The sequence below is a fragment of the Agarivorans sp. Toyoura001 genome, from assembly GCF_005405585.1.
Taxonomy (GTDB): domain Bacteria; phylum Pseudomonadota; class Gammaproteobacteria; order Enterobacterales; family Celerinatantimonadaceae; genus Agarivorans.
This window is the reverse complement of record NZ_BJEQ01000001.1, coordinates 243,825-257,480: the sequence shown is the minus strand read 5'-3', so window position 1 is coordinate 257,480 and position 13,656 is coordinate 243,825. Positions and strand designations below refer to the sequence as shown.

At 45.3% G+C, this 13,656-nt stretch carries 12 protein-coding genes and 7 tRNA genes; 1 reads left to right on the top strand and 18 read right to left on the bottom strand.

Going from position 1 to position 13,656, the window contains the following annotated elements; all coding sequences use genetic code 11:
• Window positions 1–8 precede the first annotated feature (8 nt).
• Genes lnt through miaB form a run of 5 tightly spaced genes read right to left on the bottom strand, consistent with a single transcriptional unit; the run spans window position 9 to window position 5,484 of the window.
• Complete coding sequence (gene lnt, locus FFR00_RS01195; RefSeq protein ID WP_137671534.1) at window positions 9–1,565, bottom strand: apolipoprotein N-acyltransferase; 1,557 nt, start codon at window positions 1,563–1,565, stop codon at window positions 9–11.
• A 1-nt stretch (window position 1,566) separates the two neighbouring features.
• Entirely contained in the window at window positions 1,567–2,451 is an 885-nt protein-coding gene (gene corC / locus FFR00_RS01190) for a CNNM family magnesium/cobalt transport protein CorC (protein ID WP_137671533.1), read from the bottom strand.
• 35 nt (window positions 2,452–2,486) lie between these two features.
• Window positions 2,487–2,933: an rRNA maturation RNase YbeY gene (gene ybeY / locus FFR00_RS01185; protein ID WP_137671532.1), complete on the bottom strand. Its 447-nt coding sequence runs from the start codon at window positions 2,931–2,933 to the stop codon at window positions 2,487–2,489.
• Between the two features lie 2 nt (window positions 2,934–2,935).
• The gene (locus tag FFR00_RS01180) at window positions 2,936–3,997 is read right to left on the bottom strand and encodes a PhoH family protein (protein WP_137671531.1); all 1,062 of its coding nucleotides are present in this window, start codon (window positions 3,995–3,997) and stop codon (window positions 2,936–2,938) included.
• A 59-nt stretch (window positions 3,998–4,056) separates the two neighbouring features.
• The gene (gene miaB, locus FFR00_RS01175) at window positions 4,057–5,484 is read right to left on the bottom strand and encodes a tRNA (N6-isopentenyl adenosine(37)-C2)-methylthiotransferase MiaB (RefSeq protein ID WP_137671530.1); all 1,428 of its coding nucleotides are present in this window, start codon (window positions 5,482–5,484) and stop codon (window positions 4,057–4,059) included.
• Between the two features lie 215 nt (window positions 5,485–5,699).
• Between miaB and FFR00_RS01170 the strand changes: the two genes are divergently transcribed.
• Window positions 5,700–6,857: an FAD-dependent monooxygenase gene (locus FFR00_RS01170; protein ID WP_137671529.1), complete on the top strand. Its 1,158-nt coding sequence runs from the start codon at window positions 5,700–5,702 to the stop codon at window positions 6,855–6,857.
• A 145-nt stretch (window positions 6,858–7,002) separates the two neighbouring features.
• Here FFR00_RS01170 and FFR00_RS01165 read toward each other — a convergent pair.
• The 13 genes from FFR00_RS01165 to lolB all read right to left on the bottom strand — a co-directional run bounded on the left by FFR00_RS01165 (window position 7,003) and on the right by lolB (window position 13,452).
• Window positions 7,003–7,077, bottom strand: a tRNA-Gln gene (locus tag FFR00_RS01165).
• Between the two features lie 39 nt (window positions 7,078–7,116).
• Window positions 7,117–7,201: transfer RNA gene (locus tag FFR00_RS01160), tRNA-Leu, on the bottom strand.
• 21 nt (window positions 7,202–7,222) lie between these two features.
• A tRNA-Met gene (locus tag FFR00_RS01155) sits at window positions 7,223–7,299 on the bottom strand.
• Window positions 7,300–7,441: 142 nt separating this feature from the next.
• Window positions 7,442–7,516: transfer RNA gene (locus FFR00_RS01150), tRNA-Gln, on the bottom strand.
• A 126-nt stretch (window positions 7,517–7,642) separates the two neighbouring features.
• Window positions 7,643–7,717: transfer RNA gene (locus FFR00_RS01145), tRNA-Gln, on the bottom strand.
• A 39-nt stretch (window positions 7,718–7,756) separates the two neighbouring features.
• A tRNA-Leu gene (locus FFR00_RS01140) sits at window positions 7,757–7,841 on the bottom strand.
• A 35-nt stretch (window positions 7,842–7,876) separates the two neighbouring features.
• A tRNA-Met gene (locus tag FFR00_RS01135) sits at window positions 7,877–7,953 on the bottom strand.
• Window positions 7,954–8,441: 488 nt separating this feature from the next.
• Window positions 8,442–9,533: a redox-regulated ATPase YchF gene (ychF, locus tag FFR00_RS01130; RefSeq protein WP_137671528.1), complete on the bottom strand. Its 1,092-nt coding sequence runs from the start codon at window positions 9,531–9,533 to the stop codon at window positions 8,442–8,444.
• Window positions 9,534–9,558: 25 nt separating this feature from the next.
• Window positions 9,559–10,149, bottom strand: coding sequence for an aminoacyl-tRNA hydrolase (pth, locus tag FFR00_RS01125; RefSeq protein ID WP_137671527.1), 591 nt, complete (start codon window positions 10,147–10,149; stop codon window positions 9,559–9,561).
• Entirely contained in the window at window positions 10,149–10,784 is a 636-nt protein-coding gene (locus FFR00_RS01120; RefSeq protein WP_137671526.1) for a 50S ribosomal protein L25/general stress protein Ctc, read from the bottom strand. Before FFR00_RS01120 ends, pth begins: the two co-directional genes overlap by 1 nt.
• Window positions 10,785–10,989: 205 nt before the next feature.
• The gene (locus FFR00_RS01115) at window positions 10,990–11,931 is read right to left on the bottom strand and encodes a ribose-phosphate pyrophosphokinase (RefSeq protein ID WP_137671525.1); all 942 of its coding nucleotides are present in this window, start codon (window positions 11,929–11,931) and stop codon (window positions 10,990–10,992) included.
• A 68-nt stretch (window positions 11,932–11,999) separates the two neighbouring features.
• Window positions 12,000–12,878: a 4-(cytidine 5'-diphospho)-2-C-methyl-D-erythritol kinase gene (ispE, locus tag FFR00_RS01110; protein ID WP_137671524.1), complete on the bottom strand. Its 879-nt coding sequence runs from the start codon at window positions 12,876–12,878 to the stop codon at window positions 12,000–12,002.
• Window positions 12,859–13,452: a lipoprotein insertase outer membrane protein LolB gene (gene lolB, locus FFR00_RS01105; RefSeq protein WP_137671523.1), complete on the bottom strand. Its 594-nt coding sequence runs from the start codon at window positions 13,450–13,452 to the stop codon at window positions 12,859–12,861. The genes ispE and lolB overlap by 20 nt, the downstream gene beginning before the upstream one ends.
• Window positions 13,453–13,656: the final 204 nt, after the last annotated feature.

Genomic DNA, 13,656 nt, shown 5'->3' with positions numbered 1-13,656 from the left:
GTGTGGCTCTACGCTAATTTGTCTGCTGCTGGTTTAAGTAAACGCTGTCTTAGCCTTGGCACTAAACCACTGGCTAAGCCAAGCAATACCACCAAGCTTATTGGCCACAAGCCAAAGCGTTGATATGGCGTGATACCGGTGGCTGGCGTAACTTCGCCACTCAGTGTGAGTTGCTTATACTCTGGCGCGTGTTGCTGCACCTTGCCAAATCTATCGATGATCGCCGTAACACCAGTATTGGTTGAGCGAACCACAGGGCGACCAAACTCTAAGGCGCGCATTTGCGCTATCTCTAAATGCTGTTTAGGGCCAATCGAGGTACCAAACCAAGCATCATTACTTACCGTTACAATGGCATCGGTTTGCTCGCTAAATTGCGGGCGTAACAGTTCGCCAAAAGCTATTTCATAACAGATAGCGGCTAGCCATTGATGTCCTTTTACTTCTAAATTGGTTTGCTGTGTATCGCCACGATTGAACGAGGACATGGGCAAATTAAAGAAGGGCGCGAGTGGGCGCAACAAGTCTTCAAAAGGCACAAATTCACCAATTGGTAATAGGTGGTTTTTGTAGTAGCGATTTGGGTTTTCGTAATAATACGCTGAGCTTGCACCGGCTTCTTTAGATTGCTGACCCAAGGTGACCAAGGCGTTGTAATAGGCATTGGTTTGTAAGTTATGCGCAATAACGCCGGTAATCAGCGCTTGTTGTTTATTCAGTAATTGGCCATCCAGTTCATGCAGAAAATCAATGACTTCATATTCTAGAGCGGCAATTGCTGACTCAGGCCAAACAATCACATCGGCATTTTCAATGGCTAGCGTTTCTTGTTGGTACATAAGCAAGCTAGCAGCGCGATTTTGAGGTAACCATTTTATATCTAGCGGCACGTTACCTTGCACCAAGGCTACAGTGAGCGGCTGTTGAGCGGTTGTCCAGCTATGGCCTTTGAAGATCAAACCAATCAATAGCGGTGTTACTACAACGGCACTGGCTAGCCAGCGAGTTTTACCTGACTGACGGATAATCAGTGCGCCACCGGCAGCCAGTAGCAGCACCAACCAAGTGACACCATACAGTCCAAATATTGGTGCAATGGTGGATAATGGCGAGTCAATTTGGCTATAACCGGGTTGAAGCCAAGGAAATCCGGTGAGTACCCAACTACGCAACCATTCGCTTAATAACCAGCAGGCGGGAAACCATAGTAGGTAGAACATTGCCGAGCGTTTGCCTTGCCACTTATTGGCTAACCAGCAAGCCAGCGCGGGGTATAGCGAAAGATATCCTACCAGCAATACCATCAGTGCTAGGCTGACAAATAGGGGCATTCCACCAAACTCAGCCATGCTCACATGTACCCAGTGGATACCGTAACCAAACCAGCCTAAGCCATAACACAAGCCTAATTTAAAACCCGATTGCTCAGGTTTTAACAGCAGCAGCAAAAACAGTAGTGAAAGCGGCATTAATGGCCAGAGGCCATAGGGAGCAAAGGCGAAGGGGGCAATTAAGCCACTAAGCAAAGCGGCTAACAGGCGTAGCCGCGGTGTTAAAACAGGCATGTTATTCTTGAATACTCAGCTGCAAGGCTTTCTCTTCTGGAATGCTCACTTGAAGCTGAACCACACGGCGGCGGTCAGCAGTGCGAACTTTAAAGTGATAACCTTCAATTTCAATTTTTTCGCCGCGCCCTGGTAAGTGGCCAAAGGCATGAGTGACTAAACCACCCACGGTATCCACTTCTTCATCGCTAAACTCACAGCCGAAGTATTGGTTAAAATCTTCAATGTCGGTAAGGGCATTAACCGCAAAGGTTTTGTCATTGATGCGGCGAATATCGTCTTGTAAGTCTTCTTCGTTGGCAAACTCATCTTCAATGTCGCCAACAATTAACTCTAGAATATCTTCAATGGTTACTAAGCCAGATACGCCACCAAACTCATCCACCACAATGGCCATGTGGTAGCGCTCGCTGCGAAACTCTTTCAACAGTTTGTCGATGCGTTTACTCTCGGGAACAACGACAGCAGGGCGAATCACTTCACTCAGGGGAGTGGTTGAGGCTTCTTCGGTAAAGGCAAACTTGAGCAAGTCTTTAGCAAGTAATACGCCTTCGATATGGTCTTTATCTTCGTTGATCACCGGAAAGCGTGAGTGACGCGCTTCGGTAAGCGTAGGTAAACTTTCGGCAATGGTTTGATTGACATCTAAGGTCACCATTTGCGAGCGGGGGATCATGATGTCACGAACGCGTTGGCTTGATACATCAAGTACACCTTCAATCATTTCTCGGGTGTTTTGGTCGATCAGTTCTCGTTGATTGGCATCTTGAATAACTTCTACCAATTCCTCTTTGCTTTTCGGTTCCCCTTGCACCAGTTGAATAATTCTCTCTATCCAACCTTTTTTAGTGGAACCGCTGCTCGAGTGAGGGTTGTCGTCGCTCATATTCTTTCGTTTTACCTAGTTTGTTATAACGAATATTAGTAAGGGTTACTAATACCCAATTTGGTGAGCACTGCTATTTCTAGTGCTTCCATTTCTTCTGCTTCTTGATCGTCGATATGATCATAACCTAGCAGATGAAGGCTGCCATGTACAACCATGTGCGCCCAGTGGTCAAACACCGCTTTTTGTTGCTCTGCGGCTTCGCGTTCTACTACTTGGCGACAGATAACTAAGTCACCCAGTAAAGGTAGCTCTACGCCGGGAGGAGCTTGAAAAGGAAAAGATAACACGTTAGTTGGTTTATCTTTATTACGGTACTGCGAATTTAACGCTTGGCTTTCGGCTTCGTCAACAATACGAATGGTTAATTCAGTATCTTGATCATGTTCCACCAAGGTTGCATGCAACCACGCTTCAAAAGCGGTAATGGTTGGCAGGTTCTCTTCATCGCCGGTGGCAATTTGCAGGTCAACGTAGGGCATGTTTAGTCATCGTCTCGCTGGTTTAGCTTTTGGGCGGCTTCGCGGCGCTGCTTTTGTTTTTCTTCGGCAATGCGGTCACGTTCATCTTGTTCTTCATAGGCTTCAACAATGGCGGCCACAATAGGGTGGCGCACTACATCTGCAGCTTGGAAGAAATTAAAGCTAAGCGCGGGTACTTCACCTAATACTTCAATTGCGTGGCGCAGGCCCGATTTTTGGTGGCGAGGTAAATCAACCTGAGTGATGTCACCGGTAATTACTGCACGTGAGTTAAAACCAATACGGGTTAAGAACATTTTCATTTGCTCCACCGTGGTGTTTTGGCTTTCATCTAAAATAATAAAGGCGTCATTTAAGGTACGGCCACGCATGTAAGCTAACGGCGCTACTTCAATAACGTTACGCTCAATCAACCGTTCTACTTTTTCAAAACCAAGCATTTCGAATAGTGCGTCGTATAGTGGGCGTAGGTAGGGATCTACTTTTTGGCTTAAATCACCCGGTAAGAAACCCAGCTTTTCACCGGCTTCTACCGCAGGGCGAGTGAGCAAAATACGGCGTACTTCCTGGCGCTCTAATGCGTCTACTGCGCAAGCTACAGCTAAGTAAGTTTTACCTGTACCAGCAGGGCCGATACCAAAGGTGACATCGTGACCTAGCATGTTCCCAATATAGGCGGCTTGGTTAGAAGTACGCGGTTTAATCACACCGCGTTTGGTTTTTATATTGAGTTCTTTACCGTAATGCTGAGTGGTTTCATCATCTTGATCAAGCACATGGCTTTCTTGAATTGCCAAATGTACTTGCTCAGGGCTTAACTCAGGGATATCGCCGCCTTTAAGCGGGGCGGTTTCTATGTATAAGGCGCGCAAAATAGTGCCCGCAATCAAACACATACCGTGGCGACCAGTAATTTGAAAATTATTGTTTCGATAACTAATTTCTACACCTAAACGGCGTTCTAGTTGTTTCAAATTATCATCAAGTGGGCCGCAAAGTTGCGCGAGGCGAGGGCTAGAGGCTGGCTCTAAGTAGATCTCAATAGAATTGATTTTATTACTCAAATTGTTTTATGGGCTGGCTATTTAAAGCCAGCCGCAACTCCTTAAAAGCGTATCTGCGACTAAGGCGTAAAGCTGGCCACGCCTAAGTGGTTAGCTTGCCCATCGGTTTTGTCGATAATAGTGGCAGGCGCAACGTCATTACGCAACTGCATTTGTTGCTCTGTTCTTAGTAACTCGCCACGCAATGAGTGGGCGAATACATCAACAATTTTTACATCCACGAACTGACCTATTACGTCATGGCTGCCCTCAAAGTTCACTACCCGGTTGTTTTCAGTTCGACCGCGTAGCTCCATTGGGTTTTTCTTTGAGGGGCCTTCAACCAAAATACGCTGCTCGGTATCGAGCATACGACGGCTCACTTGCATGGCTTGTTGGTTGATGCGTTCTTGCAATATGTAAAGACGCTGTTTCTTTTCTTCTTCAGTGACGTCGTCAGGCAAGTCGGCTGCTGGCGTACCAGGGCGAGCGCTGTATACAAAGCTGTAGCTCATATCAAAGTTTACTTGCTCGATAAGCTTCATGGTATCAGCAAAATCTTCAGTACTTTCGCCTGGGTAACCTACGATGAAGTCAGAGCTAATTTCAATATCTGGGCGGGCTTTACGAAGCTTACGAATAATTGACTTGTACTCAATGGCGGTGTGGCCACGCTTCATTAAATTAAGAATGCGGTCGGCGCCACTTTGTACGGGTAAGTGTAAAAAGCTCACTAGCTCAGGCGTATCGGCGTAAACTTCAACGATGTCATCGGTAAATTCGATAGGGTGACTCGTGGTAAAGCGCAAGCGGTCGATACCGTTAATACTGGCGACATAACGCAGTAGCTCAGCAAAACTACAAATACTGTCGTCGTGTTGTAATCCTCGGTAGGCATTTACGTTTTGCCCTAACAGATTTACTTCGCGTACGCCTTGCTCGGCGAGTGAAGCAATTTCGTAGAGTACGTCATCCAGTGGTCGGCTAACTTCTTCACCACGGGTATAAGGCACCACACAGAAAGTACAATATTTACTACAACCTTCCATGATTGACACAAAAGCACTGGCGCCTTCGGCACGGGGCTCAGGTAAGCGGTCAAATTTTTCAATTTCTGGAAAGCTCACATCAACGACTGATTTCTCGCCGCCTTTTACTTGCTTGATCATTTCTGGCAAGCGGTGCAGGGTTTGCGGGCCAAATACAATATCTACGTATGGTGCGCGTTCGCGAATGGCTTTTCCTTCTTGCGAAGCAACACAGCCGCCAACACCAATTACCAAGTTAGGGTTCTTTTGTTTTAGGGTTTTCCAGCGACCAAGTTGATGAAAAACTTTTTCCTGAGCTTTCTCACGAATAGAACATGTATTCAGCAATACAACATCTGCTTCGGAGGCTTCTTCAGTTAACTGAAAACCATGGGTCGCATCGAGTAGGTCGGCCATCTTCGACGAATCGTACTCGTTCATTTGGCAGCCCCAAGTTTTGATATGCAGCTTATTTCCCATCGTTTTACTCATCATTACATCGCTAAAAAAGGACGCGTATTTTACTGGTTTATGTTGAGCCTTACTAGTAACAATCGGCGCTTTGCCAGAAAAAGATTAAAAAATGGCCGCTGCGTAAAGCCAGCAAGCGACTCCACATTATCATCAGCAAGATTCGCAACCTTTTACGGCTTCGGGTTACACTGCAATAAATAGTGAGAATGAATTGAAATACCATGGAAAATTTTGATGTTGTGGTGGTTGGCGGTGGCATGATCGGTGCCGCTAGCGCGCAGGGCTTTGCTCAGCAAGGTTTGTCGGTGCTGATGCTAGAGTCTTACCAGCCTAAAGCCTTTGACACCAGCCAAGCTATAGATTTACGGGTAAGTGCCATTAGCCAAGCTAGTGTAAATTTGCTGAAGCAACTCGACGCATGGTCAGCCATTAGTGCAATGCGATTGTGCCCTTACCAGCAGTTGCAAGTGTGGGAAGACCCACAAAACAAACTGATATTTGATTGCGCGCAGCTAGACTTACCCGAATTAGGGTTCATGGTTGAGAATCGAATTATTCAACTTGGACTATGGCAGGCCAATGAGCAAGCAGGCGTTACCCGTAGAATCGTTCATAATAGTCAGCTTCAAACTAATACCGCTGAAGGTGTCAGCCTAAAAATCGATGACACTGAAGTGTTTGCTAAATTGATGGTGGTAGCTGATGGCGCTAATTCAAGTATGCGCCAACAACTTGGTTTAGGCATTAGTGCTTGGGATTACCGGCATGACTGTTTTGCGATAAACATTAAACTGGATGCCCCCCAGCAAACGGCTACTTGGCAGCAATTTTACCCTAGTGGCCCGCGCGCCTTGTTACCTTTAGCCGAGCAGCACGCTGCGCTAATTTGGTACGACAGCAAAGACACTATTCGCGGTTTAAAGCAGCTAACAAGCAACCAGCTTAAACACCGTATTGAAGCAGAGTTTCCTGCTCTACCGGGAGACTTCGATATTTTAAATAGTGCCAGCTTCCCACTAACTCGTCGCCACGTTAACCAATATGTAAAACACCGAGCAGTAGTAATTGGCGATGCGGCGCACACCATTAACCCATTGGCAGGGCAGGGGGTAAACTTGGGTTATCGAGACGTGAAGTGCTTACTTGAGCAAGTAGAACACTGTGGTTTAGAGGAGCTAGATAAAGCATTACGCCGTTTTGAAGTACGTCGCAAGCCAGATAATTTAAGCATGCAAACCAGCATGGACGTATTCTACCTAATGTTCTCTAATTCCTTATCGCCGTTACAACAGCTACGTAAGTTAGCGATTAAAGGAATGCAGCATAGCGGGCCCATAAAAAACTGGACCCTGAAATATGCGCTAGGCGATATTGGGTAAAGGTATCAATCGGAATGCAAAGCCTGAGTCATGCGGGCTTTTTTGTTTCTGAAGAAAGGCTTAAGAAAACGGTTATAGAAGTGTGTGGCTACTAATACCGAATTTAGAAAGAAAAAAGGCCTGCTAAAAAGCAGGCCTTTTAAGGTGGCAGGGATAGCTGGATTTGAACCAACGAATGGCGGCATCAAAAGCCGCTGCCTTACCGCTTGGCGATATCCCTACAAAACTCTTTGAACTGGATTCTTCATTAAGAGAAGAATGGTGCGGAAGGAGAGACTTGAACTCTCACACCTTGCGATACTAGAACCTAAATCTAGCGCGTCTACCAATTCCGCCACTTCCGCACGAAATACTTCTAAAACTAATGGTGGCTATGGCGGGACTTGAACCTGCGACCCCAGCATTATGAGTGCTGTGCTCTAACCAGCTGAGCTACATAGCCATCTGTATTTTCACTTAAGTGAAGCTACAAATATTTTGGCAGGGTATAAATGCTAGTCTACGACATAGTACTTATTCTCTTACCAGGGCAATTGCCCTTCAGTTACTGCGTTCTCAAATTATAAACCTGAGCACAATAAAAGTGGCAGGGATAGCTGGATTTGAACCAACGAATGGCGGCATCAAAAGCCGCTGCCTTACCGCTTGGCGATATCCCTGCAGAAACTGTTCGAAACACGTATTGCTACAGAGTTTCTGTGTCTTAATCTTTCAATTTAGACTGGCAATCTAAAACCTAAGTTCTGATTGCTTAACTCAAGTATACATACTCAAGCTATAAATGGTGGCAGGGATAGCTGGATTTGAACCAACGAATGGCGGCATCAAAAGCCGCTGCCTTACCGCTTGGCGATATCCCTACAGGGTGTTACTTTTTGGCTTCTTCTCTAAGAGAAGAATGGTGCGGAAGGAGAGACTTGAACTCTCACACCTTGCGATACTAGAACCTAAATCTAGCGCGTCTACCAATTCCGCCACTTCCGCATTTTTCTTACCGTTACTTTAATAGTATACAGTAATGGTGGCTATGGCGGGACTTGAACCTGCGACCCCAGCATTATGAGTGCTGTGCTCTAACCAGCTGAGCTACATAGCCTTGTGAACGACGCTTTGCGTTGTTAACGGCGCGTATTATGCGTATCAGACCCAATAGCGTCAACCGTTTTTTTGCCAAAAAACCGCAAAAAAGTTTGTTTGTGCAGTTTGTGTACGCGATGCTGGCTGTTTGTTCAATATGCCTGTTTGCTTTATGTGCAATTGCCGATTTTGGTTAATGGAAGGTTTAGTTTTTAGCCTTTGCATTTATGCGGCTTGAAATATTCATTATTGCTTAATTGAAGATGTGGTGAGCCAGTTAGTAAGATAATGGGTTTAATTGGATGAAGTATAAGGAAGTGAGTGGGGCTGAAGGTAAACCAAGTCTCGTTTAGCTAGGTTACGGGTTGGCTAAAACCTAAAGTACAGCAGCTTGAAAGTGAAGTTTGTAGGATAGAACGTACTGGCTAATGCGGTGAAGTAAGTTTGAAATTTGCTGGCGCTAATAAAAAAGCCAACTCGAGGTTGGCTTTTTTGATGGGTTTGGGCTTATACGTTAAATAAGAAGTGAATCACATCACCATCTTTTACCACATAAGTTTTACCTTCTTGGCGCCATTTACCCGCTACCTTGGCTCCAGACTCACCTTTATGTTCGATGTAGTCATCGTAACCAACGACTTCAGCGCGAATGTAGCCTTTTTCAAAGTCGGTATGAATCTTACCAGCAGCTTGTGGGCCAGTAGCACCAACAGGTACTGTCCATGCGCGAACTTCTTTTACACCTGCGGTGAAGTAGGTTTGTAGATCAAGTAGCTCGTAACCGGCTCGAATAACGCGGTTTAGGCCAGGCTCTTCTAAGCCCATCTCGTCCATAAACTCCGCTTTTTCGTCAGCGTCTAGTTCGGCAATCTCGCTTTCAATTTCGGCACAAACCGCCACCACAACTGCATTTTCTGCCGCTGCAATTTCTTTTACTTTATCTAAGTAAGGGTTATTTTCAAAACCGTCATCGTTAACGTTGGCGATGTACATAGTTGGCTTAGCAGTTAAGAAGTTCATATAAGCAATGGCTGCTTGTTCTTCTTTGCTTAAGTCTAAGCTGCGTAGCATTAAATCTGCTTCTAAGTGCGCTTGCACTTTTACTAAAATTTCGGCTTCAAATTTGGCGTCTTTGTCGCCACCTTTGGCCTTCTTCGCGACTCGGATCTGAGCTTTTTCACAGGTATCTAAATCAGACAGCGCTAACTCAGTGTTAATGGTGTCGATATCTTCTGCAGGGTCTACTTTACCCGCTACGTGAACGATGTTGTCGTTTTCGAAACAACGCACTACGTGACCGATTGCATCGGTTTCGCGAATGTTGGCTAGGAATTTATTTCCTAAACCTTCACCTTTAGATGCGCCCGCTACCAAACCTGCAATGTCTACAAATTCCATGGTGGTAGGAAGAATACGTTGTGGGTTCACAATGGCTGCCAGGGCGTCTAAACGCGTATCTGGAACAGGTACTACGCCAGTGTTTGGCTCAATAGTACAAAATGGAAAGTTAGCAGCTTCAATGCCGGCTTGCGTCAGAGCGTTAAAAAGGGTTGACTTGCCTACGTTTGGCAAACCAACGATGCCACATTTAAATCCCATAATAATACCTATTTGTTTAAGGGGCTTAGCCCGCTTTGTAACTATGTAATCGATTCATTGCTTTGCTTAAACCATCTTTAAGCAAAATATCGGTACTGCGCACCGCTTCATCAATTGCATGATCAATCAGTTCTTGGTCGGCTTTAGGTGCTTTACCTAATACATAACCTGAAACACGGTCTTTGTGACCGGGATGTCCAATACCTATCCGCAAACGATGAAAATCTTTGTTATTGCCAAATTTACTGATGATGTCGCGAAGCCCATTGTGACCACCATGACCACCACCTTTTTTGAAGCGCGCTACGCCCGGTGGCATATCAAGTTCGTCGTGAGCAACCATAATTTGCTCAAGCTCTATGCGATAAAATTTAGCTAAAGAAGCAACAGATTTGCCGCTTAAATTCATAAACGTTGTGGGGATTAACAAACGTAACTCTTGATCGGCGAGTTGAATACGGCCGGTGAGTCCGAAATGTTTACTGTCTGGTTTTAATTGGACGTGATGATTATTGGCTAGCTGAGTCACTAACCAGGCGCCAGCATTGTGGCGAGTTGAAGCATATTCGGGGCCTGGATTACCCAGGCCCACGAGTAAACGAATATCGTTTATCACTATTCTTCAGTAGCTACTTCTTCAGAATCAGATTCAGATTCAGGAGCTTCTTCAGCCACAGCTTTAGGAGTAGTAATAGATACTACTGCTTGGTCGTGGTTTTCACCTTTAGCTAATTCAACAGATGTTACGTTAGCAGGTAGAGTGATGTCAGAGATGTGTAGAGAGTTACCTAGTTCTAGGTTAGCTACGTCTACTTCGATGTACTCTGGAAGATCTTTAGCTAGACAGCTAACTTCGATCTCTGTTGCCAAGTGATGTACTTTACCGCCATTCTTAACTGCTTCTGCTGACTCTTCGTTTAAGAAGTGTAGAGGAACTGCTTTGTGGATAGCTTTAGTATTGTCAACACGTTGGAAGTCAATGTGTTGTACACGTGGCTTAAATGCATGACGCTGCATGTCTTTTACTAATACGTCTACGGCTTCACCAGCAACATTCAAAGTAATGATGCTTGAGTAAAACGCTTCAGCTTCTTGCGCTTTCATCACGTGACGTTGTGCAAGAGTGATTGATACAGGCTCTTTGCCAGCACCGTATACGATAGCAGGAACTTTTTCTTCGTGACGTAGGCGGCGGCTCGCACCTTTCCCTAGGTCTGTACGCAGTTCAGCGTCAAGTTTAATGTTAGACATTTGTGTTTCTCCAAATAAAAAAATGAGGCTAAAGTTTCGCGACCAAACTCTAACCAGTACCTTATTGAACAGTGAAAAAGTGACTTGCACTGACCCACTTCAATTCAAAAGGCGCGGCATTCTACCATTGGCGTTTTTGAAAGCCAATAAAAAAGCGCGGTAATTCACATTACCGCGCTTTTTAAAATCTTTCGCTGAATGTTACTTAGAACATTGCTGAGATTGACTCTTCGTTACTGACGCGACGAATTGCTTCTGCAAGCATTGGCGCTAGAGATAGTTGACGTACTTTCTCTACGTTGCGCATTTCATCGGCTAGCGGAATAGAGTCAGTAATAATTACTTCATCTAAGGCTGACTCTGTAATGTTTTGCGCAGCGTTACCCGAGAATACTGGGTGAGTAGCATAAGCAAATACGCGCTTAGCGCCTTTAGCTTTAAGTGCTGCTGCTGCCTGACACAACGTACCGCCAGTATCAATCATGTCATCAACCATGATGCAGTCACGACCATCAACGTCACCGATGATGTTCATTACTTGCGCTACGTTGGCGCGTGGACGACGTTTGTCGATAATAGCCAGGTCACTGTCGTTAAGCATTTTAGCCACGGCGCGAGCACGTACAACACCACCAATATCAGGTGATACTACTACTGGAGACTCTAGGTTTTTGTCTAGCATGTCTTGCAGTAATACAGGGCTACCAAAAGCGTTGTCTACTGGTACGTCGAAGAAACCTTGAATTTGTTCGGCGTGAAGATCAACAGTAAGTACGCGGTCAACACCTACACTCGATAGGAAGTCTGCTACTACTTTCGCAGTAATTGGCACACGTGCACTACGTGGACGACGGTCTTGACGAGCATAACCAAAGTAGGGAATTACCGCAGTAATACGACCCGCAGAGGCACGACGTAGAGCATCAACGATTACAATCAGCTCCATGACGTTGTCGTTAGTTGGAGCGCAAGTGGATTGGACAACAAAAATGTCTCCACCACGAACGTTTTCGTTGATTTGTACACTAATCTCGCCATCACTGAATCTACCTACTGAAATATCACCTAGGGTGGTATAGAGGCGGTCAGCAATACGCTGGGCAAGTTCGGGCGTGGCGTTACCGGCGAAGAGTTTCATGTCTGGCACGATGGAAACCTCAGATTTATCGGGTCAATAGAGCGTTACGTTTTTTAAGAACCTAAGAATGAAATTTCTTAAGCTCCTGCGGTGTTTTCGAGTGTTTTTTCGTTTTTCAACTGCTCATGTAAGGGCGATTGATTACAGGCTTTACACACAAAACCAGAAACATTTTTAGGGCGTTTTTCTAGCACTGACAAGGCTTCACGCTCTGTATCAAAGGCAGCAAAAACACAAGAACCTGTTCCTGTCATCCTCGACGGCGCGTATTCTAACAACCAGCTAAGAGCTTGTGCAACCTCCGGATAAACTTTAGCCACAATTTCTTGGCAATCATTTTGCCAATCACTGTTAACTAATTGTTGCCAGCTTCGCTTTGCGGTGTTTCTTGGTAGGAGAGGGTGACCAAATACACTTTCTGTAGAAACATGCACTTGCGGATGCAAAACCACATACCATGGTTCTGCTACAACTACGTTTTGTAGTTGTTCTCCCACGCCTTCGGCAAACGCACTATGACCATGAATAAAAATAGGCACATCGGCGCCAAGTTGCAAACCTAAAGTGGCTAGTTGATCGAGGCTTAAGTTGCATTTCCACAAGTGGTTAAGCACCAGCAAGGTGGTTGCGGCATTTGACGAGCCGCCACCAATTCCGCCGCCCATTGGCAAGTGTTTATCTAGGGTAATACTTACCCCTTGTTGAATATGACTATATTGCTGTAAAAGGCGGGCGGCTTTCACCACCAAGTTGTCTTCCACCGGAAAATCTAATTGGCTGTTTAACTCTATGCTACCCGATTGAGTAGGCGTGAAAAAAAGCTGATCGCAGCAATCAATAAATTGAAACAAGGTTTGTAAGTCATGGTAGCCATTATCACGTTGACCGGTGATGTATAAAAAGAGATTAAGTTTGGCGGGTGATAACCACGGACCACTATTTGCTTGTTGAGTCATTAATCTGCCATTTATGAATATTGAGTTTTAGTAAGTTGTCAGTCGAGCGCATTTCTAATTGGCGGGGCAGTGCATGCGTATTGTATTGGGCGTAATTAACATAGCTAATTTCCCACTGCTCATCGGTGGTAAAACCTGCCAAACGGTGTTGAGGGTTTAGCTGGTAGTCATTTTGAGTGGGTATGCCCAGTAGCCACTTAGGAAGTTGTTCAACAGGAACTTGCCAGCCAGTGAGCTGGTGAACTAACAATTGCGCATCTTTACCTGAGTATTCTTCGTCTTTGGTTTTTACCCACACTTTTCCAGGTTGGTAGTGCAGCTCTATACCTTGTATTCCTAAGGGGCCGTTAATTCTTAAAATGCTTTTGTCGCCTTGCTGTTGCCAATATAGGTTGGCCGCTTGGCGCGAGGCGTCGCTAATAAACGCTATTTTGCCACTCAGTTGCCAACTATTTAAGCGATTGAGATCGGCTAAATGGCTATCCCATTCACTGTTTTCAGTGCTAATAGGTGGCGCAATGGTACAAGCGGTTAAGCTCATCGTGAAGATGATGATAAAAACGAGTTGGCGCACAGTGATTCCGACTTTTTTTTGCAGTATAAAAGTTCAAGGTGCTTGCTGTAAATTGCTTATCAGCAAAGATGTGTCGCTAATTGAGATTAAATTTAGTGCATCAAGCGCTGCTTAACGTGCGAGTTTCTTTTATTTAAGTCCACATTCCCGTACAATTTGTGTTTTTACCCCATTAGGAAACGGCGCTGCAAAGCCCCCACAACG